Source organism: Xenococcus sp. PCC 7305 (assembly GCF_000332055.1).
Classification (GTDB): domain Bacteria; phylum Cyanobacteriota; class Cyanobacteriia; order Cyanobacteriales; family Xenococcaceae; genus Xenococcus.
On record NZ_ALVZ01000211.1, the window covers coordinates 15487 to 34214 of the forward strand.

The 18728-nt window shown below is 38.7% G+C and carries 16 protein-coding genes; 10 read left to right on the forward strand and 6 right to left on the reverse strand.

Annotated features, from left to right (window positions below; translation table 11 throughout):
* Positions 1-91: 91 nt before the first annotated feature.
* Complete coding sequence (locus XEN7305_RS17620) at positions 92-1522, reverse strand: serine/threonine-protein kinase (RefSeq protein WP_006510841.1); 1431 nt, start codon at positions 1520-1522, stop codon at positions 92-94.
* Positions 1523-1763: 241 nt separating this feature from the next.
* Here XEN7305_RS17620 and XEN7305_RS17625 point away from each other — a divergent pair, with 241 nt between their 5' ends.
* Together XEN7305_RS17625 and dtd are read left to right on the forward strand one after the other, a co-directional pair.
* Positions 1764-2903: a GTP-binding protein gene (locus tag XEN7305_RS17625; protein WP_006510842.1), complete on the forward strand. Its 1140-nt coding sequence runs from the start codon at positions 1764-1766 to the stop codon at positions 2901-2903.
* A gap of 68 nt (positions 2904-2971) precedes the next feature.
* On the forward strand, positions 2972-3415 hold the full coding sequence (gene dtd / locus XEN7305_RS17630; RefSeq protein WP_006510843.1) for a D-aminoacyl-tRNA deacylase: 444 nt from the start codon (positions 2972-2974) through the stop codon (positions 3413-3415).
* Between the two features lie 69 nt (positions 3416-3484).
* Here dtd and XEN7305_RS17635 read toward each other — a convergent pair whose 3' ends face one another.
* Positions 3485-4573, reverse strand: coding sequence for a pre-peptidase C-terminal domain-containing protein (locus XEN7305_RS17635; RefSeq protein ID WP_006510844.1), 1089 nt, complete (start codon positions 4571-4573; stop codon positions 3485-3487).
* A gap of 180 nt (positions 4574-4753) precedes the next feature.
* On the opposite strand from XEN7305_RS17635, the gene XEN7305_RS17640 reads away from it, so the two are divergent.
* Complete coding sequence (locus XEN7305_RS17640; protein WP_040898448.1) at positions 4754-5824, forward strand: glycosyltransferase family 1 protein; 1071 nt, start codon at positions 4754-4756, stop codon at positions 5822-5824.
* Positions 5825-5836: 12 nt separating this feature from the next.
* Here XEN7305_RS17640 and XEN7305_RS17645 read toward each other — a convergent pair whose 3' ends face one another.
* A complete protein-coding gene (locus XEN7305_RS17645) occupies positions 5837-8509 on the reverse strand; it encodes a CHAT domain-containing protein (RefSeq protein ID WP_006510846.1) in 2673 nt (890 codons plus the stop codon).
* 337 nt (positions 8510-8846) lie between these two features.
* On the opposite strand from XEN7305_RS17645, the gene XEN7305_RS17650 reads away from it, so the two are divergent.
* The 5 genes from XEN7305_RS17650 (at position 8847) to XEN7305_RS17670 (ending at position 13622) form a co-directional block, all read left to right on the forward strand.
* Positions 8847-11156, forward strand: a complete 2310-nt coding sequence (locus XEN7305_RS17650) for a hypothetical protein (RefSeq protein ID WP_006510847.1) — start codon at positions 8847-8849, stop codon at positions 11154-11156.
* A 199-nt stretch (positions 11157-11355) separates the two neighbouring features.
* Positions 11356-11865, forward strand: coding sequence for an inorganic diphosphatase (locus tag XEN7305_RS17655; RefSeq protein ID WP_006510848.1), 510 nt, complete (start codon positions 11356-11358; stop codon positions 11863-11865).
* A gap of 97 nt (positions 11866-11962) precedes the next feature.
* On the forward strand, positions 11963-12319 hold the full coding sequence (locus XEN7305_RS17660) for an NAD(P)H-quinone oxidoreductase subunit M (RefSeq protein ID WP_006510849.1): 357 nt from the start codon (positions 11963-11965) through the stop codon (positions 12317-12319).
* A gap of 49 nt (positions 12320-12368) precedes the next feature.
* A complete protein-coding gene (locus tag XEN7305_RS17665) occupies positions 12369-13010 on the forward strand; it encodes an exopolysaccharide biosynthesis protein (protein ID WP_006510850.1) in 642 nt (213 codons plus the stop codon).
* A gap of 33 nt (positions 13011-13043) precedes the next feature.
* Positions 13044-13622 carry a Uma2 family endonuclease gene (locus XEN7305_RS17670; RefSeq protein ID WP_006510851.1) on the forward strand — a complete coding sequence of 193 codons (579 nt, stop codon included), beginning with the start codon at positions 13044-13046 and terminating at the stop codon, positions 13620-13622.
* A gap of 190 nt (positions 13623-13812) precedes the next feature.
* On the opposite strand, the gene XEN7305_RS17675 is transcribed toward XEN7305_RS17670, so the two are convergent.
* Complete coding sequence (locus XEN7305_RS17675; RefSeq protein ID WP_006510852.1) at positions 13813-14322, reverse strand: hypothetical protein; 510 nt, start codon at positions 14320-14322, stop codon at positions 13813-13815.
* Positions 14323-14390: 68 nt separating this feature from the next.
* Between XEN7305_RS17675 and XEN7305_RS17680 the strand changes: the two genes are divergently transcribed.
* Complete coding sequence (locus tag XEN7305_RS17680; RefSeq protein ID WP_006510853.1) at positions 14391-15785, forward strand: TldD/PmbA family protein; 1395 nt, start codon at positions 14391-14393, stop codon at positions 15783-15785.
* Positions 15786-16208: 423 nt separating this feature from the next.
* Here XEN7305_RS17680 and XEN7305_RS17685 read toward each other — a convergent pair whose 3' ends face one another.
* Positions 16209-17030, reverse strand: coding sequence for a sulfurtransferase (locus tag XEN7305_RS17685; protein WP_006510854.1), 822 nt, complete (start codon positions 17028-17030; stop codon positions 16209-16211).
* 95 nt (positions 17031-17125) lie between these two features.
* Here XEN7305_RS17685 and XEN7305_RS17690 point away from each other — a divergent pair, with 95 nt between their 5' ends.
* Positions 17126-18265 carry a PP2C family protein-serine/threonine phosphatase gene (locus XEN7305_RS17690; protein WP_006510855.1) on the forward strand — a complete coding sequence of 380 codons (1140 nt, stop codon included), beginning with the start codon at positions 17126-17128 and terminating at the stop codon, positions 18263-18265.
* A gap of 29 nt (positions 18266-18294) precedes the next feature.
* Here XEN7305_RS17690 and XEN7305_RS17695 read toward each other — a convergent pair whose 3' ends face one another.
* A complete protein-coding gene (locus XEN7305_RS17695) occupies positions 18295-18624 on the reverse strand; it encodes an STAS domain-containing protein (protein WP_006510856.1) in 330 nt (109 codons plus the stop codon).
* Between the last annotated feature and the right edge of the window lie 104 nt (positions 18625-18728).

Genomic DNA, 18728 nt, shown 5'->3' on the forward strand with positions numbered 1-18728 from the left:
CGTAATCTTCTCAAAACATCTTGTAACAATCAATCAATGACCTTGTTTCTTCCTTGGCGTCTTGGCGTCTTGGCGCGATATTTTCAATTCATCAATTACCCGCAAGTTTTTGCCTAAATTCCATCGCCTTTTTGACATCGGGAATTTGTTGCGCCAAAGCCTCCATCAATTCATGATTAGAAGATGGTTGCTGCTCCAAAATCTCCTCGACAATTAAACCCGCCATGGGCCCAATACAATAGGCCAGTTCCTGTTCGCAACGCTTAATAAAATCAAGATCAATTCTGTTGACAGAAGATGGGCGAGAAATCTGGGAAGTGTATCTTGGGGGAGCACTACTTTGCAACGGCTGGGGATTCTGCGCTCTAGCAACAGGTTGAGACGTTCTCGCACGATTATCATCGCTGACAATCATAGTTTCCTGCATAGTCTCGGTGGTATTCTCCACTTCTCTCACATTCGATTTTGGTTGCGGGCTTGGTTGAGAATTCCCTGGGTTGACCACAGAAGGAGATGTAGATGCAACTGAATGGGGAACAATCACTGTGTCATCATCTTCTTCTTCGGTGAGAACAGGTTTCACGAAGTCGGGTTGATAGGGAACGGTTTTGGCTAACGAAGGATATTGATTTACAGGATAATTGTATTGAATATGTTCTAGAGTTTCCTGCGCCGATTGATATCTTTCTAACGGCCGCTCAGCAGTCATTTGACCAAGTACCGTCGTTAATTGAGGACTGACCTCGATGAATTTATGCCATTGCCATTCCAACGAATATTGATCTAATAAAGCCGTGGGCTCTTTTCCTGTCAGCATCACCAAGGCAGTCACTCCCAAAGCATAGATATCACTGCTGGGAGAGCAACGACCCATACTAATCTGTTCACGAGGAGCATACCCAATTTTGCCGACAAAAGACATTTTTCCTACATAGGAATGACCTTGGGCCCCTGCTTGACCATATTCAGAAGGAGGTGTGTTGGTTAATTTCCCCACCCCAAAATCTATTAAGACAGGCAGATCCTTACCATCGGGTTGCATAATATTATCAGGGGAAATATCACGATGGATAATCCCCAGATTGTGAATGTATTCGAGAATTGGTAATAAATTCATCAACCATTTAACGATCTCCATCTCGCCAAATGCCATTTGCTGGCGCTGGCGTTCTTGAAGTAGAGCAGAATAGGTTTTGCCACTAACAAATTCTTGGACTAAGAATAATCGCCCATGCCCTTCAAAGCAAGCCAAGAATTTGGGTATTTGTGGGTGTCTAATATGGTGCAGTATTTTTGCTTCCCTTTTAAATAAATCTCTCGACTTCTCTAGTTCGTATTTTCCCGAACCTAAAGGAGCAAATTCCTTGAGAACACAAGCTTCATTGAAACGATGGGTGTCGAAAGCAAGATATGTTCGACCTAAACCGCCCTGTCCGAGAACCTTTTGAATCAAATAGCGATTATTGATTATGGTTCCAAAGGGGATTTGTTCTTGATTAACTAGATAACTTGATTCTGACATGAAACTTTAACTCCCATCGCGCAACTTGAAAATTCTTCTTTCTGTTAAAAATTTACCCAACTTTATACTAATTACGAATAACAGTGCTTTATTATGTTTTGGATTATATATGTAATGATTTTATTAAAACTCTAGTAATGTTGCCAATACGCCATAATAATAATTAATGTGAGCAATACAGGTTAAGAAAAACCGGGCTTAGAATTTGCTGTTTTGAAAATTTTTACTACACGCGATCGCTATGGCAACAGTTGATACTCAAACCACCACCATTATGGATGTACAAAAAAAAGGGTTACCCGTTACTATCATCACGGGGTTCTTAGGTAGCGGCAAAACAACACTCCTCAACCATATTTTGACCAACCAAGAAGGGCTTAAAACTGCTGTGCTTGTTAATGAGTTCGGAGAAATTGGCATAGATAATGAATTGATCGTTGCTACTGATGACAATATGGTAGAGCTCAACAATGGTTGTGTCTGCTGTACCATCAACGAGGATTTGGTAAATGCAGTCTATAAGATTCTCGAACGGGAAGATAAAATTGATTATTTGGTCGTAGAAACCACAGGAATTGCCGATCCTCTGCCGATCGCCTTAACATTCTTGGGCACTGAGCTACGAGATATGACTCGTCTCGATTCTATTGTCACCATGGTAGATTGCGAGAACTACAGTCTTGATTTATTTAATTCCGAAGCGGCTCATAGTCAGATTCAATATGGGGATGTGATTATTCTCAATAAGACTGATTTGGTAGATGAGGCGGATGTCGATTCCTTAGAAATTAGAATCAGAGATTTTAAGAAAGATGCCAGAATTTTACGCACAGCAAAATCTCAAGTTGCCTTGCCTCTAATCTTGAGTGTCGGCCTGTTCGAGTCTGACAAATATTTCGGTGATACCGAATCAGAGCATGATCACGATCATGACCATCATGACGAGCACGAACATCATGACCACGCAAACCATGCTCACGAGCATCATGACCATGAACATCACGACCGCGAGCATCATGATCATGAGCACCATCATCACCATTCTAATCACTTGGAAAATGACGGTTTCACATCGGTTTCGATCCAAAGTGATAAGCCGTTAAATATTAGGAAATTTCAATATTTTCTGGATAATCAACTTCCAGGCAATGTTTTTCGTGCCAAGGGAATTCTTTGGTTCAATGAAAGCCCCAAACGCCATATTTTTCATCTCAGCGGCAAAAGATTTAGTATCGAAGATGAAGAGTGGCAAGGCAGCCAAAAGAAAAATCAGCTAGTATTAATTGGTCAAAATCTCGATCATGACAAACTGCGAGAACAAATTGAGAATTGTTTTACTCTTCCAAGCACTAGTGGTAGCAAAGGATTTGGAAATAAGTAGGATGATTGTCGATGAATTACTGATAACTGATAACTGATAACTGTTTACTGATAACTGTTTACTGATATATGCGTGTTGTTCTTCAAAGAGTTCAATCTTCTGCTGTGGCAATTGAGGGAAAAGTTGTTAGTAAAATCGGACGAGGACTAAATCTTCTGGTTGGAATAGCTCCCACCGATACAGATGCCGAACTTGAATGGATGAGCCGTAAATGTTTGGATTTGCGACTATTTCCTGGAGAGAATAACGCTGGTCGCTGGGAGAAATCTGTCAGAGATATTCAAGGCGAAATTTTAGTGGTGAGCCAGTTTACTTTGTATGGAGATTGCCGGAAAGGTCGTCGTCCTTCCTTTAGTAATTCGGCATCACCTGAGATTGCCGAGAAAATCTATGATCGCTTTGTCGAAAAATTACGACAAAGTGGATTGTACGTTGCTACTGGTCAATTCGGTACCATGATGGATGTAGCGATCGCAAATGATGGTCCAGTCACTCTGATCTTAGAGCGTTGATTATTGCTTACAGTATCTCCGCCAAACTCTTATATTAGTTCAACGGAGATATTTGATAATTTATTAAGACTAGAGAGTTAATTCTGAGTCTGTAGGAATGATGTCACCAAGTCTATTGATTACTTCATCTCCGATAGAGATATCGTCTAAATTTCTATCGTCAACTCCATTGTCTAGAATTATCTCAAGACCATCATCCAAGATATCATCGTCTGGAATAACCTCAACAATGCCATCATCTAGGATGTCATCACCGACACTAAAAGATAAACTATAGAAACCAGAACTATCTCCAATACCGCTGCCAATAACATTGGGATTGTAACCTATATTACCAGAGCTACTAACGCCAAAGTAGTAATCACCATCTATGGGGGCAACAAATTGGACAAAGGGATCATCCTCCTCTATTATCTCATCTTCAATCTCAAAAATGTTATTATCACTTTGAGCAAGGACAACGCCATTGACATCAAATACGGTCAAAACAGCATCGAGGGGAGAGCCAATAATCTCGGCATTAACATCGGCAAATATGTTGTCTCCAGCCGCCAGTGTCACCTCAAATAAATCCACATCGTTACCTGGAAACAAAGAAATTGCATTATCTCCAATTTCACCAGAAACTACTACGGGCTCTTCACTATTAAGCTCAATTGGGTTGGCAAAGCTGATAACATCATTGGGTTCAGCCGCATTATCATCGGCAAAAGATGTGTCAACAGTAAGTACTAAACTATAAGCACCAACACTTTCTCCGGTACCACTTCCGGCAATATTTGGATCATAGCTTAGGTTGCCCGCACCACTGACGCCAACGTAGTAAATTCCAGCTTGAGTAGCCGTAAATTGCTGAAATGGATCGTCTTCAGTCACTAGTTCATCATCAACATTAAACAAATTATCTTCGTTTTGAACGAGCAAATTACCATCGACATCAAAGATTGTTATTACAGAATCGAGGGTAGAACCATTTATTGCCGCATTGATATCCGCGAATAAAGTTTCTCCAGGATTAAGTTCAATCCCAAACAAATCCACATCATTTGCAGGAGCAAAAGTATCTCCAATTTCGCCAGAGATCACTTCGACAGATGAATCATCAATCTCAATGAAGTTTGCTAACAAGATAGAATCATTGGGCTCTATTTCAAACATTTAAGTTATCCTTGATTATTAAATTTGCAAGTGAATTAGGTAATTATACTGTTATCCTATTATGGAGAAGGTAAAAAAATAGTTAACAGTCCAGTGCCGCTCCGCGGAAGTCAAAAGCGCCGAGACCCCACGTCGCCGAAAGCGGTCGGCAAGAAAGAAAGTCAAAAGTCACAATTCTCAATGATTCTAATCAACCTCTCAATGGTTTTTGATAAGCCCACAGGAATATCTAACTATGCTTTAAATATTGCTCAACATTTATCTTCTCTTGACCCTGTTTTACTGACGGCACAAAATCAGGAAGGTTTTTCTTGTTACCCAATTCCTAGTAACATGACTCCAGCTGAAGGGAGCAAAGGACATTTTCGTCGTTTGCTATGGACTCAATGGCAACTTCCTCAGATATCTCAACGGCTGAGCGCTAATTTAATTTATTCTCCAATTCCCGAAGCGCCATTATATAGCAGTGCTCGATACGTGGTAATGTGTCATGATCTGATTCCTCTAAGGTTTCCAAGTTTATTTTCTCCCCTTACTAATTATTTTCGTTATGTTGTTCCTTCTGTTTTAAAACAAGCAGAACATGTCATTTGTAATTCAGAAGCCACAGCAAAGGATATCCATGATTTTTATGGAATTCCTATTAATAAAATTACACCAATACTTTTAGCTTTTGATGTTAATCATTTTTATCCTTGGAAAAAAACAACTAATAAACAACCTTATTTTTTGTATTTAGGTCGTCATGATCCTTACAAAAATATTCAGGGCTTGATTGCTGCTTTTGCGGCTCTAAAATGTAAGCAAGACTATCAGTTATGGATTGCTGGTTCAGCTGATCCAAGATTCACCCCCCAACTTCAACAGCAAGTACGAGAATTAAATATTCAAGAACAGGTAAGATTTATTAATTACGTTGCCTATGAAGATTTACCGGTAATCATGAGTAATGCGATCGCGTTGGTATTTCCGACGTTTTGGGAGGGCTTTGGTTTGCCAGCCTTGGAAGCGATGGCCTGTGGAACTCCTGTGATTACTTCCAATTTAGCTTCTTTGCCCGAGGTAGTTGGAGATGCGGGTATTTTAATTAATCCTTATAATCAAGGAGAGATTACCAATGCGATGTCAGAAGTTGCGGGAGATCGGGAGATGCGATCGCAGTTAAGTAATCTTAGTTTAGAACGGGCAAAATTATTTAGTTGGAAAAAAACGGGAGAAGCAACTCAAGAAGTTTTAAAACGGTTTCTTTAAGGCCGCTTTCATTTAAAGCCAGTTCCCAACCAATACATAAGGAGCCCAATAAAAAGGATGTTGATAATGAGAATTGTTCAATAAAGCTATCTGAGCATCCCGGATGGCTTGGGATTTTTCTTTGTGATTAATAACCAATTCCTCGTAAAACTGACTCATTAATTTGGCCGTTGCCTCATCATTAACTGACCATAAAGTTGCGATTGTACTCTTAGCACCTGCTCTGACGGCCATCCCGGCTAAGCCCAAGGCGGCCCATTTATCTCCAGCCGCAGTTTCACAAGCACTCAAGACGAGTAGCTCAATCGCCTTTTTGTCAGACAAAGTTCGCGAGTGGAAAATCAGATTTAGTTGATTTATTTGAATTCGATTATCCCAGGCCAATAGGAAAGTATCTTCTAAAGAAGAACTAAATTGACCATGAGTGGCAATATGAACGATAGGATAGTCAGAAATTTGAATTTCCTCTTGGAAAGAATTGGTGGTGAATTTCTCATCAATTAAAGCTATGCTCTCAATTAGATTTTGAATTTCTGTCAACTCCAAATCAACAAAATTTAAAGCAGGAAACCCTGATCTTTCTTGGGTTATCCCCAAGGCTAAAGTGCTAAGTTCTACCTCTTTCAGGGGTCGCGGGCTTAATAGTTGTAATCCAGGGTTGAGAGCAACATTATAATCTTCGATGAGATAATGTTCCCCATCATATACAACTCCCAAGGGAATATTCCGCAAAACACCATCAGGAACAAAAACTAAAGTGTTAATCTGATTTTGCTCTAAATCTGTAATTAATGGGCGAATTAGATAATCATATAATTGTTCTGCTGGCTGATAATAATCCCGGCGACTGCGAACTACAATGCCATCATGCAGTTTTTTAATAGTTTTTTCTAGATCTTCTTGCGCAATGATAGTTTTGTAATGAATTAAAGGTTGTTTTGGCAAACTAGCAATAACTTCTAGGCGATCGTGAAGGATAATTGTATAAATGGCCGCGGCATGGAGATCAATGCGATCAATTTCTATAGACTTAGCATCTAAACAATCTTCACGGAAAAAATTGTTCAACTCAGCAAGTTGCAAAGATTCAATAGTAGTTAAAGCTTTCTTAAGTTCAATCTGAGTTAGAGGCTGATTTCCTTCAGGAGTTAATAATAAATCCAAAGATTGACGATAAATCGGCTCAACAGTATCCCGAAAAGAATATTGCAGATAAGGATCGATAGTAACTAGATCTTTACTCAAAAATTCGAGAACACTAATAGCTCTATCATAATGAGCGATCGCCTGCTGCCTATTGCCCATTCTTCTATCGATTCTGGCAAGTTGCCATTGCCAAAGATAGCTCATTTCTGGCGCGTCAATAATTTGGGAAATTTTTAAGGCTTTTTCCGTTAACTCACGAGCAAGCGGCCATTTTTGCAATTGCTCTTGTATTTGACCTTGCAACCCTAGAGCATAGGATTCTAATCTAGACTCTTGTAAATCTTGCGCCGACGCGATCGCACCTTGTAAAGTCAGATTAATTTCTGATAATGAAGCAACATGTTTGAGTTCCCTGGAACTATTAATTGCCTTTCGGTAAAGCTTCAGAGAACTATGAGCAAAACTAATATGTTTTGAAATGAGATTTCGACTATCAAGTTGCCGTATATTATCAAAATCGACTTTAATTTCAGGAATCAGAATATCCGCTCGCCACCAATATTTTGTAGTCAGTAATAAATTAAATTGAGCTAAATTAATTTGTAAAGGAATATCAGTTGCCAAGCAATTATCTGTGGCTTGACAAAGCATGAGAGCCTGTTGATAAAATTCCAAGGCCTTCCATTTACTAATTTCATGGCTAAAATTCGATTGAACAAATTTTAGTTTTCCTAAAGCCAATAAAGTTTGTACTTGCTCTTGAGAAAAATCTAGTTTTTTTGCGATCGCTAAGCTTTTGACTAAAAACGTCTCTGCTTCGGAAAACTTGCCCGACAAACGGAGGCTATCACCATATTTCCTCAAGCCTATAGATTTGAGCCTAGAATCAGGTTGTTGTTCTAGTTGAGAACTAACTTCTGACAAAATTCTGAAAGAACGATGGTAAAACCCCAAATTTTCAAAGCCATTTGCCTGATTAATTGCCGCGTGAATAGAGGCATTTTCCTCTCCAATATCATCATACAAATCTTGAGCTCTTTGCCAGCTTAGAATCGCTTGCTCAGCATTACCTGATGCTAATTGTAAAATTCCTTGGTTATTAAAAATCTGTGCCAGAACACGATCCATATTGGCGCCATCTTGATTAGCCGACAGATTACGACGATGAACTAACAGATGACGACTAGTTTCATTCTTGAGCTTAGCCTCTTGCCAATTACCCATTTGATAATATGCTAAACCCAAATTGCTCAAAACCCTGGCTTCTAAAAGAAAATTACCCTGAGTCTGATAGGCTTTTTGCGCTTTTTTCCATTGCCCAATAGCAGCTTGATAATTACCTTGGGAATAAAATTTCCTTCCTGCTTCCTCCAAGCTAAGCGCACTGTTTTGCCGAGTGACAATTTCAACATTGCTGCGGTTTGGTTGTTGTGCCACAACCGAATTAATACTTATATTATCGATTAATAAGCTAGAAAAAAATCCTAATAAGATAAATAGAATGGTTGCAATAATTTTTCTTATATCTCGGTATTTCATGGGTTTGAGATGGATGGGGTCTGTTAATTTGCCTCCTGGTAACGGCCTTTTATTCTTTGTTGTTTATCAGCTATCCTCTTTAATTGATTGAAATTGTTAATCAATTTTAACTTCAGAAAATTATTATTGTGTTAGTTCTTCCATTTTTGCTAAATCAAAAACAGAAGATTGATATGTTCACACAGTTAATACACCAAGTTAAAAACAAAAAATATCGCAATCATTGAGAATACAGTAGTAACCAGAAAAAATTTCTCATCTTGATGCTCTATATTATTGTTGATCTGAAATTCATATTTGGGAATTGTAGGACTAAATGCTTTCTATCTCTCTTTTTATGGACCCAGAATTAATTGCTCAGGTTTTAGATGAGGCTTGTCAATATGACAGCTTGAATTTTCAAATCATGGTTCAAGAGTCGGTATTACATATCTATATTAATAGAGAATTAGATATTGAGCTTGACTACGATCTACTGGTAAATAATATTACCGATGCATTAATCACGATCAATGTCTCTTGGGAAGGATTTTGGTTGTATAGTCGGGTAATGGGCGAAATCGACCCTGACTGGCAAACTTATATTGAATTGCAGGCTGATGTATCCAACAATCCAGGAGATCCTTGGATAGAAAAAACAGAAGATTTAATAAAAGAAGCAAAAGAATCTCTAAAAGATCTTAAGTATCTTCAAGATAAAGATATCTCGGAATTAGAAGAGTTAGATGATGCCATCTTAAATAAAAACTCCTTTCTTTTGGTAATGGAATCTGCGGAGGAGGTTGAAAATTCTACAGGAGAGATCGAAGAAGAACTTGAGGATCTTTTTGTAGTAGAAGAGTTGGATGAGTCTATTTTGGATAAAAATTCTCATCTTCTTGCTAAGGAGTCGGCTGAGGAGGTCGAAAATTCTACGGGAGAGGTCGAAGAAGAACTTGAGGATCTTTTTGCAGTAGAAGAGTTGGATGAGTCTATTTTAGATAAAAATTCTCATCTTCTCGCTAAAGAGTCAGTTGAAGAGGTCGAAAATTCTACGGGAGAGATCGAAGAAGAACTTGAGGATCTTTTTGCAGTAGAAGAGTTGGATGAGTCTATTTTGGATATAAATTCTCATCTTCTCGCTAAAGAGTCAGTTGAAGAGGTCGAAAATTCTACGGGAGAGCTCGCCGACCAAGGCTTGTCACAACCAGAAGAACTAGATGATGCTATTTTAAACGAGAAAACCTTTCTTTTAATTGATAATCTTGAGGATGGAATAGAAGAGCAACAAACAGAAGATTTTGAGGATCTTTTTGTTGTAGAAGATGTGGATAATTCTACGGGAGAGGTCGAAGAAGAGCTTGAGGATCTTTTTGCAGTGGAAGAGTCGGATGATTCTATTTTGGATGAAAATTCTCATCTTCTTGCCAAAGAATCAGTTGAAGAGGTTGACAATTCTTCAGAAGAATTTGCCAACAAAGATTTGTCGCAACCGGAAGAATTAGATGATGCTATTTTAAACGAAGAAACCTTTCTTTTAATTGATGATCTTGAGGATGGAATAGAAGAGCAACAAACAGAAGATTTCCAGGATCTTTTTGTTATAGAAGAGTTGGCTCATTCTACGGAAGAAATTGAAGAAGAACCTGAGGATCTTCCTGATGTAGAAGATTTCAATCATGAAACTCCTGGTGAGGAACCTGAGTCCTCAGTAATAGAATCCGATAACACAAAAGATAATAATAATAATAATTACAAAATAGAAGAAGAGGATATTTTTGTAGCAGAAGGCTTGGACGATGAGATTCCTAATTCAGAATCTGATAATTTGTCAGTAGACTCTAATCAAACAGAAGATTATGATGATAATCATGAAATAGAAGAAGAGGATATTTTCGCTGTAGAAGAATTGGGCGATGAGATTCCTAATTCAGAATCTGATGATTTGCCAGTAGCCCTCAATGAAAATACCGATCAGAGTGAAAACTCTTTGGGAGAAACAATAAATTTTTCGGAATATTGTTTTGTTCGTAATCAAGGATTGCTTGAGAGTGATTTAGTGGCTCCAAAATTGAATATTGCTTATATTTTAAGGTTTTTTCATGATTTGTCTCAAGAGCATAAAATTTTACTTCTTCCATTATTGAACCAACATTTTAAACTACAAGAAGTAGTCTCAGAGGCTCAAAAAGAGCAATTATTACCGGAAACTCAAGATTGGCTACAAAAAATTGCCGACTTAAATGCAGAGCAAACTCGAAAAGCTGCTATTTGGTTTAGTCGTTATTGTTTGAATCCAGAAAAAACAATAGCTGAAATTCAAAAAATATTTGATGCCGAAACTCTAAAACAAGAATTAGAGAATCAAAACAGTGATCAGCAAACAGACTCTACTGACCCTGAAAATAAAAAAAATCGAGATCATAGCCAATTAATAAATTCACCATCGTCTAGTAGTGGTAAGTCTCATCTGCCTCAGAAAGACCAAGTGATAGAACAAGAAGTAGACCAAAAGAAATTCAGCGATTATAACCTGAATTTAATAGTGCCAGCTATTTGTGTGGTGGTGACTCTTCTTTTTGTAATTTTGGGTATTTTCTTGATTAATTCAAATTCTGTAGATCAAGAAGAAAAACAAAGTGTTCACCCAGGACTATCAAGGATTTAAATAAGTGCTTACTTATCCGCATATGTACGCCATTATGAGGAGACTTAGCAGTATTTATAGTCATTACAAATAAAATACATACGATCCTTCAGGTAGAATGCATCATGGCAGAGTTAGAAGCTCTATTTTTAGCCTGGAGAACTTTTCCTTCAGGGATTAATGCTTTTTTAGTTTGACAGTTAGTATTTGGAGGAATTTCATGGATTTATCACTCATCCCGGCTCAACCAAAACCTGGTATTATCAATGTTTTAATTGAAATTCCTGCGGGCAGCAAAAATAAATATGAATTCGATAAAGATCTCAACGCGTTTGCCTTAGATCGCGTTCTTTATGCTTCGGTTCAATATCCTTACGATTATGGTTTTATTCCGAATACTTTGGCCGATGATGGCGATCCTTTAGATGGCATGGTGATTATGGATCAACCTACTTTCCCTGGCTGTGTAATTGCAGCTAGACCCATTGGGATGTTGGGAATGATTGATGGTGGAGATAGCGACGAGAAGATTCTTTGTGTTCCCGATAAAGATCCTCGCTATGGGAATGTTACTTCCCTCAAGGATATTGCTCCTCACCGGCTAGAAGAAATAGCTGAATTTTTCCGTACCTACAAAAACCTAGAGAAAAAAGAAACTAAAATTACTGGTTGGCAAGATGTAGATGCCGTTAGACCTCTTGTAGAACAATGCATTAAAGCTTATAAGTAAACTTTGATCGGTAATTAATCCATATGGGGACAAAAAATGTCCCCAACAGCTAAAATAATCAAGAATAGAATCCTTCCCTTTTATCAATTCCTAAAATATGCTTGTTAAATCAACTACTCGTCATATTCGTATCTACACAGCAGAAGTGAAAGGTAACGAATTAGTAGAAAATGAAAATGTTTTGACTTTGGATGTCGATCCAGATAATGAATTCAACTGGAGTGAGGACGCTTTACAGAAAGTTTATCGCAAATTTGATGAGTTAGTAGAAGCTAGTAGCGGGGAAGATCTTAGTGAGTATAATCTCCGTCGTGTCGGCTCAGACTTGGAACATTTTGTGCGTTCTTTGTTAAATAAGGGAGAAATTAATTATAATCTGGGCGGAAAAGTTCGCAACTATAGTATGGGATTACCTAAGATGGAAAACCCTGAAACCGAAGGCAAGTTTCTCTAGTTTCTTCATTTTTCCTTATCCTTTATCCCTCATCCTTTATTCATTGAATATGGCAAAATTGTCTGTAGAATTAAATCGCTATTTTTTTGAGGAAGAAAGGGATTCCCAGGTAACTCTCGAAGATATTTTATCTCTGACAGAGGAGCGTATTTTTGGCTTTTTGTTGGTAATTTTGGCTCTGCCTTCGGCTTTGCCAATTCCAGCCCCTGGTTATTCGGTTCCTTTTGGCATTGCAATATTTTTCTTGGCTTCTCAGCTTATTCTGGGACGTCAACGTCCTTGGCTGCCAGCCAAAATGATGAAAGGATCGATGAAACTTGAGACGGTGCAGGGATTTGTCAAAAAAGGACTTCCTTGGTTGCAAAGAGTTGAAAGATTGACTAAACCAAGATTTGCTTATATTTGTGCAAGTTTGCCAGGAAGGATTTTACTGGGTAGCGCGATCGCATTAATGTCGATTTCGATGATGCTGCCGATTCCTCTGACTAATACTATCCCAGCGATCGGTATTTTCGTGACGGCTTTTGGTTTACTAGAGGATGATGGGCTAATTAGTATTTTTGGCTTGTTTATTTGTTCTGTGGGTTTTACTATAACAAGCTCAATTTTGATTTTTGGGGTTACCGCAGTTAGGACTGTTATCGATTTTATCAAAGAATATCTAGGTAATTTAATTTCCTACAGTGTTTAGTCTTTAGCTAAAATCGGCATAAGTAATGTTCTGATGGCCAATAATGCGATGGTTACGATCCAATCTCAGCAAATTACCTTACAAGAGTTTTTGATATTACCAGAAACGAAACCAGCTAGCGAATTTATTGACGGCAAAATTATCCAAAAACCGATGCCGAAAGGTAAACATAGCATCATCCAAGCAGAGTTAATTATTGCTTTCAATAGCATACTTAAACCAACAAAAATTGCTAGGGCTTTTCCTGAATTAAGATGTACTTTTGGCGATTGCTCTACAGTTCCCAATGTCAGTGTCTTTACTTGGGAGAGAATTCCCCATGATAGCAATGGGGAAATAGCAGACTCATTTAAAGCCTCACCAGATTGGACAATTGAAATTTTGTCTCCCAATCAAAGTCAGACCAAGGTAACCAAAAATATTCTTCATTGTCTAGATAATGGCACAAAATTAGGATGGCTAATTGATCCTAGTGAAAAATCTGTATTGGTTTATTTTCCTCAGCAACAACCTAAATTTTTTGAAGTGGCAACCGATGTTTTACCAACACCTAATTTTGCTCAAGCATTTGAGTTGACTTTGGGAGAATTATTTGGTTGGTTATCGAAATAATTTATAGAAATAATTTCAAGATGATTTTTGCGAAAATCTATCACTAAACAACCTTATCTGCGTTCATCTCTGTTCATCTGTGCTTGCCCGGCTCCGTCTTCTAGAGAAAAAATAATTCACAACTTTGATTTAGGCAAGAGTCTATTATTTGATTGATTAGTTTGATAGTTATCCGATTTTCTTTTTAATATCATGAACTTGATACTTCCCACATAAGATCCCAGTCATCATAAGTATTAGTAGGAAGTTTAGTTGTAATTAGTAAATCATCTCCATCTCCCAGACTCATTTCGCTGCTATCGCCAACAAAAATTGTGGGATTCCCAAACTCAAATTTAACAACATGAGGAGTCTTGTTATAACCGTAAATTTGAGTAGAAATTAACTTTTGATTAATGTAATTGTGCCAAGGTTTCAATTTAGAAATATTCCATGTTACAAGATTGGACGTTGTTATATAGAGATGCTTACAGCCTATATAAAGTGAAAAATGGTCCTGCCAACCAGCGTTTTCATCCCAGGTAACTATGGCTATATCACTCTCAAAGTTTAAAATTAATTCACCACTAAAGTAATATGGAAGATTTTCTATAGCTGAAGCACTAATCTCATCTTCATAGCAGAAGAGGCTAACATCTATTAACTTTTGCCCAACTACTTTTTTTAGATGAGAAGTTATACGTTCTGCTAAAAGACTCATAATATTAGTTAGTGAAATAACAAGCTTTGTTGACCAGCATAACAATAATTAAGCAACACAAATAACTAATGACTTTAATAAGCGATCACAAAAATATCCTCGTCGATTTAATCAATCGTTATCAAAATCGGGTTGATTTCCTGATTATCCGTCTCGAAGCTTCAGAAGGTACAGATATTTCCCTGCGTAAAGAACGAGTGGAAACTCTTAGTGAAAGTGTTTCTTTGGGCGGACAAGTTAGAGCTTGTTACAAAGGAGGTTGGGGATTTGCTGCTTTCAACGATTTATCAACTTTAGCAGAACGAATCGAAGAAGCTATAACTGCCGCGAGAATTATTGGTGATGAGGAGACAATTTTGGCAGAAGTGACGCCAATCCAAACAGTCTGTGCTTTACCTTTAACGGGGAGCGATCCCCGCCAGATATCTTTAGGTCAGAAAAAAACTTTATGCGATCGCTATAATGAAATTCTCCGCAGCTACAGCGATCGCATTATCGCAACTGCCGTCAGCTATAGCGACAGCTATCACAATATTATTCTTGCCACCTCCGAAGGCAGTCTGATCGAGCAATCCTGGTCAGATCTCGAAATGCGCTATTCCGCGATCGCCCGTCAAGGGGAAATTATTCAAACAGGCAGGGAAACCACGGGATCTCGCAGGGGTTACGAAGATCTATTGGATTTGGATCAACAAGTAATCGGCGCAGCCCAACGAGCGATCGATGCGCTATCTTTGCCCAGTATCAAAGGAGGCACCTATCCTGTAGTGATTGACCCCATTTTGACAGGATTATTTGTTCATGAAGCCTTTGGCCATCTCTCCGAAGCTGATATGGCCTACGAAAACCCAGAATTACTAGAAGTTATGAGCATGGGCAAGCGATTTGGCCCTGATTCATTGCAAATCTATGATGGTGCAGCCCCTGAAGGACATCGTGGTAGCTATTATTATGATGATGAGGGAACACCTGCTGCGACCACTCAATTAATCAAGGATGGAGTTTTAGCCGGACGCTTACATTCTCGCGAAACCGCGGGGATTTTAGGCGAACCAGCGACAGGCAATGCCCGCTGCCTCAATTATCATTATCCGCCTCTAGTTCGCATGACGAATACTTGGATCGAGCGAGGAGATACTCCTGTTGCCGATTTATTTCAAAATATCCACGAAGGAGTTTATGCCCGAAATTGGCTAGGGGGCATGACCAATGGGGAAATGTTTACCTTTAGTGCAGGAGAAGCTTGGATGGTCCGTAATGGAAAAATTGCCGAACCTGTGCGGGATGTCACCTTATCGGGGAATGTATTTAAAACCCTAGCGAATATTGAAGCGATCGGTAATGACTTTTATTGGGATGAATCTGGTGGTTGTGGAAAAGCTGGGCAAAACGGCTTACCTGTAGGTTGCGGCGGCCCTAGTTTGCGAATCAAAGATGTGGTGGTCGGGGGCGAAAGTCTTTAAGTCAAGGGAGATGATTCAGACTGAATTATGGGAAAAAGCTACTCTTCACAACAATAACGCTCAAGCAATACTAACTAAGGGTTTTCCTCTTATCAATCGATGAAACTTAGAGCGGTGACAAGTAAACTCTTCCCACTTACTCCCTCTTTCCCAATTGAGGAAATATCAGCTTTCTAGTTGAGCGTTATTGTGTTTTTTGGACGAGACAGATATGTAATCTAACAGCCTTTTGACCTCCTTTAATCGAACATGGACAAGAGCTGTACTCTCTGTCAGGGAAGCTTCTTTCTTTGCTTCTGTTGTCAGGATAACATGACTTTATTTGATTCTCTAATAAAAGATACACAACTTCATATTTCGCTTTTTTCTGCCATCTATCTTCTGCCATCTATCTTCTGCCATCTGCCCTCTGCCCTCTGCCTTCTAATAACTGATATAGTCACTCCAACCACCAGGATAAAGTTTAGTGTTGGTAAAACCGGCTAATTCCAAAGACAGGAGATTGACACAAGCAGTCACCCCCGAGCCACAATAGACAATGATTTCGGAGGCAGATTGATAATCGGACCATAATTGTTCTTGATAATCTAAGGGTTTGAGATAGCCCTCTGTCGTGGAAACTTGTTTCCAAGGAGAATTGAGGGCGCCGGGAATACTTCCTGCTATAGGATCTATGGGTTCTCTTTTTCCTTCATAGCGATCGCGATCGCGAGAATCAACCAACACAACGGATGCAGCAGACTCCTGACAACCCTTCACTTTTTCAATATCGACAGTCCAATCATTTTGAACTTGGGGGCAAAAATTACCTTGAGATGTTTGAGGTCGGTTTGTCGAAATGGGATAACCCATGTTTTTCCAGCCATTCCAACCGCCATCAAGTAAGGACACGGTGTTGTGACCTAGATAACGTAACAACCACCAGAGACGGGCGGCAAAGGCAAAACGAGAATCATCATAGACGACAACTAAACTTTGATTCTTTACTATTCCAATTGACTCCAATTTGGCGGCAAAGTTCTGTATATTGGGTAAAGGATGACGACCGCCATGACTTTGAACTTTACTAGACAAATCTTGGTCTAAATTCAAATAATGAGCGCCCTGAATATGACCGTAATCATACTCTTTTTGTCCCCAGCTAGGATCTGCCAATTGAAATCGACAGTCTATAATAACTAGTAGAGGATTCTCCAAGTTTTCTAATAACCATTGACTATCAACTATTACTTTTTCTTTAAGCATTGTTTATTATGAATCTAAATTTAAATTATTAATTATTTTTTCTGAATGGTCAGTAACTTCCACTGGAAGAGAAAACAACATGTAGTAACCAAATTATGGTTCATATCTTAGTTATCGATGATGATTCTTCAACTCAATTATTGCTTAAGCGAACCCTAGAAAAGCAAGGTTATGAAGTTGCTGTGGCCAGTGACGGAAAAGAAGGTTTAGCTAAAGCTCAAGAGCTTCGTCCTGGGTTAATTATCTGTGATTGGATTATGCCACAGATGGATGGGTTGGAAGTTTGTCGTCAAGTAAAAGGGATTCAGGAATTATCTACCACCTTTTTTATTCTACTAACCGCTCTAGGCTCAGTAGATGATCGCGTGAAAGGATTGAATGAAGGCGCGGATGATTTTTTATGCAAGCCGATCGCGATGCACGAAATTACCGCTCGGGTTCGCGCGGGATTAAGATTACATCAACTAAGTCAGGATCTACAAGAGCAGAAACAATTATTAGAAACTGAATTGGCTGAAGCAGCCGCCTATGTCCGCTCAATATTACCGCAACCACTACAGCATTCGGGATTAAATATTGATATGCGTTTTATCCCCTCAAGGGAATTGGGTGGAGATAGTTTTGATTATTTTTGGTTGGACGCCGAACATCTGGCTATTTATCTACTAGATGTTTCTGGTCATGGGTTGCGAGCTTCTTTGCCTTCTCTGTCGGTAATTAATCTACTGCGATCGCAAAAACTCAAACATACCAATTATTATCAACCAAGTTCAGTTCTTGATAATCTTAATCAGATTTTTCAAATGAGCGATTATAATGATAAGTATTTTACAATTTGGTACGGAGTTTATAACTATAAAAAACGTCATCTTGTCTATTCCACGGCAGGACATCCCCCGGGAATTTTATTGTCGCAATTGCAGTCTCAAGACATCGTAGAGCGCAAATTAAAAACCCCGGGAATTCCCGTGGGAATGTTTGCTGATGCTGAGTATGTAGATTTGCACTGCGAAATACCAGATTCTTCTAGTCTCTATCTTTTTAGTGATGGCATTTATGAATTTGAGCCAAGAAATGGTTTTTATTGGGGTCTAGATAAGTTTATCGGCCTGCTCAAAAAACATCAACAAACCCCAGACCGTAACCTGGGGCGATTGCTACAATATGTTCGGGATTGGCACCCCAATTTTCAGTTCAATGATGACTTGTCAATTATGCAAATTGATTTTTTCTAAACTCGCCGAGCAATTGCGAGATTGCTCAGCTACTGGGCATTTGAGGAGAGTATTTTTTCAAATTCTTCCCGGTTATCAAAAATTTCAAAAACCCGATCCATACTAGTTAGTTCAAACAGCATTTTGATCTGCTCATTAATAGAACAAAGAAACATCTTGATACCAGCATTGCGGACAGTTTTCAATGACAGAACTAAGGTTCCTAAACCTGAACTATCCATGAAAGTAACATTCGTGAAGTCAACTAGAATAATTTGGACGCCATTCTTGATGCTGCGATCAATATTGTCGCGAAAATCACCGGCCTTTGTCCCATCTAAAATACCTTTCGGTTCAATTATTTGAACAGCAGAACTCATAAAATACTAATTGTAAAATTTCATTTGATTCTAGTCTTCCAATAGTATACCAAAAAAGACTTACAATCGGTTCATAATTAGCTCTGAAGAGCCAGGTCCGAGGA

Coding starts and splice junctions, on each gene's coding strand:
- XEN7305_RS17620 (WP_006510841.1), bottom strand. CDS start 1,522: ATGTCAGAATCAAGTTATCTAGTTAATCAAGAACAAATCCCCTTTGGA.
- XEN7305_RS17625 (WP_006510842.1), top strand. CDS start 1,764: ATGGCAACAGTTGATACTCAAACCACCACCATTATGGATGTACAAAAA.
- dtd (WP_006510843.1), top strand. CDS start 2,972: ATGCGTGTTGTTCTTCAAAGAGTTCAATCTTCTGCTGTGGCAATTGAG.
- XEN7305_RS17635 (WP_006510844.1), bottom strand. CDS start 4,573: ATGTTTGAAATAGAGCCCAATGATTCTATCTTGTTAGCAAACTTCATT.
- XEN7305_RS17640 (WP_040898448.1), top strand. CDS start 4,754: ATGATTCTAATCAACCTCTCAATGGTTTTTGATAAGCCCACAGGAATA.
- XEN7305_RS17645 (WP_006510846.1), bottom strand. CDS start 8,509: ATGAAATACCGAGATATAAGAAAAATTATTGCAACCATTCTATTTATC.
- XEN7305_RS17650 (WP_006510847.1), top strand. CDS start 8,847: ATGGACCCAGAATTAATTGCTCAGGTTTTAGATGAGGCTTGTCAATAT.
- XEN7305_RS17655 (WP_006510848.1), top strand. CDS start 11,356: ATGGATTTATCACTCATCCCGGCTCAACCAAAACCTGGTATTATCAAT.
- XEN7305_RS17660 (WP_006510849.1), top strand. CDS start 11,963: ATGCTTGTTAAATCAACTACTCGTCATATTCGTATCTACACAGCAGAA.
- XEN7305_RS17665 (WP_006510850.1), top strand. CDS start 12,369: ATGGCAAAATTGTCTGTAGAATTAAATCGCTATTTTTTTGAGGAAGAA.
- XEN7305_RS17670 (WP_006510851.1), top strand. CDS start 13,044: ATGGCCAATAATGCGATGGTTACGATCCAATCTCAGCAAATTACCTTA.
- XEN7305_RS17675 (WP_006510852.1), bottom strand. CDS start 14,322: ATGAGTCTTTTAGCAGAACGTATAACTTCTCATCTAAAAAAAGTAGTT.
- XEN7305_RS17680 (WP_006510853.1), top strand. CDS start 14,391: ATGACTTTAATAAGCGATCACAAAAATATCCTCGTCGATTTAATCAAT.
- XEN7305_RS17685 (WP_006510854.1), bottom strand. CDS start 17,030: ATGCTTAAAGAAAAAGTAATAGTTGATAGTCAATGGTTATTAGAAAAC.
- XEN7305_RS17690 (WP_006510855.1), top strand. CDS start 17,126: ATGGTTCATATCTTAGTTATCGATGATGATTCTTCAACTCAATTATTG.
- XEN7305_RS17695 (WP_006510856.1), bottom strand. CDS start 18,624: ATGAGTTCTGCTGTTCAAATAATTGAACCGAAAGGTATTTTAGATGGG.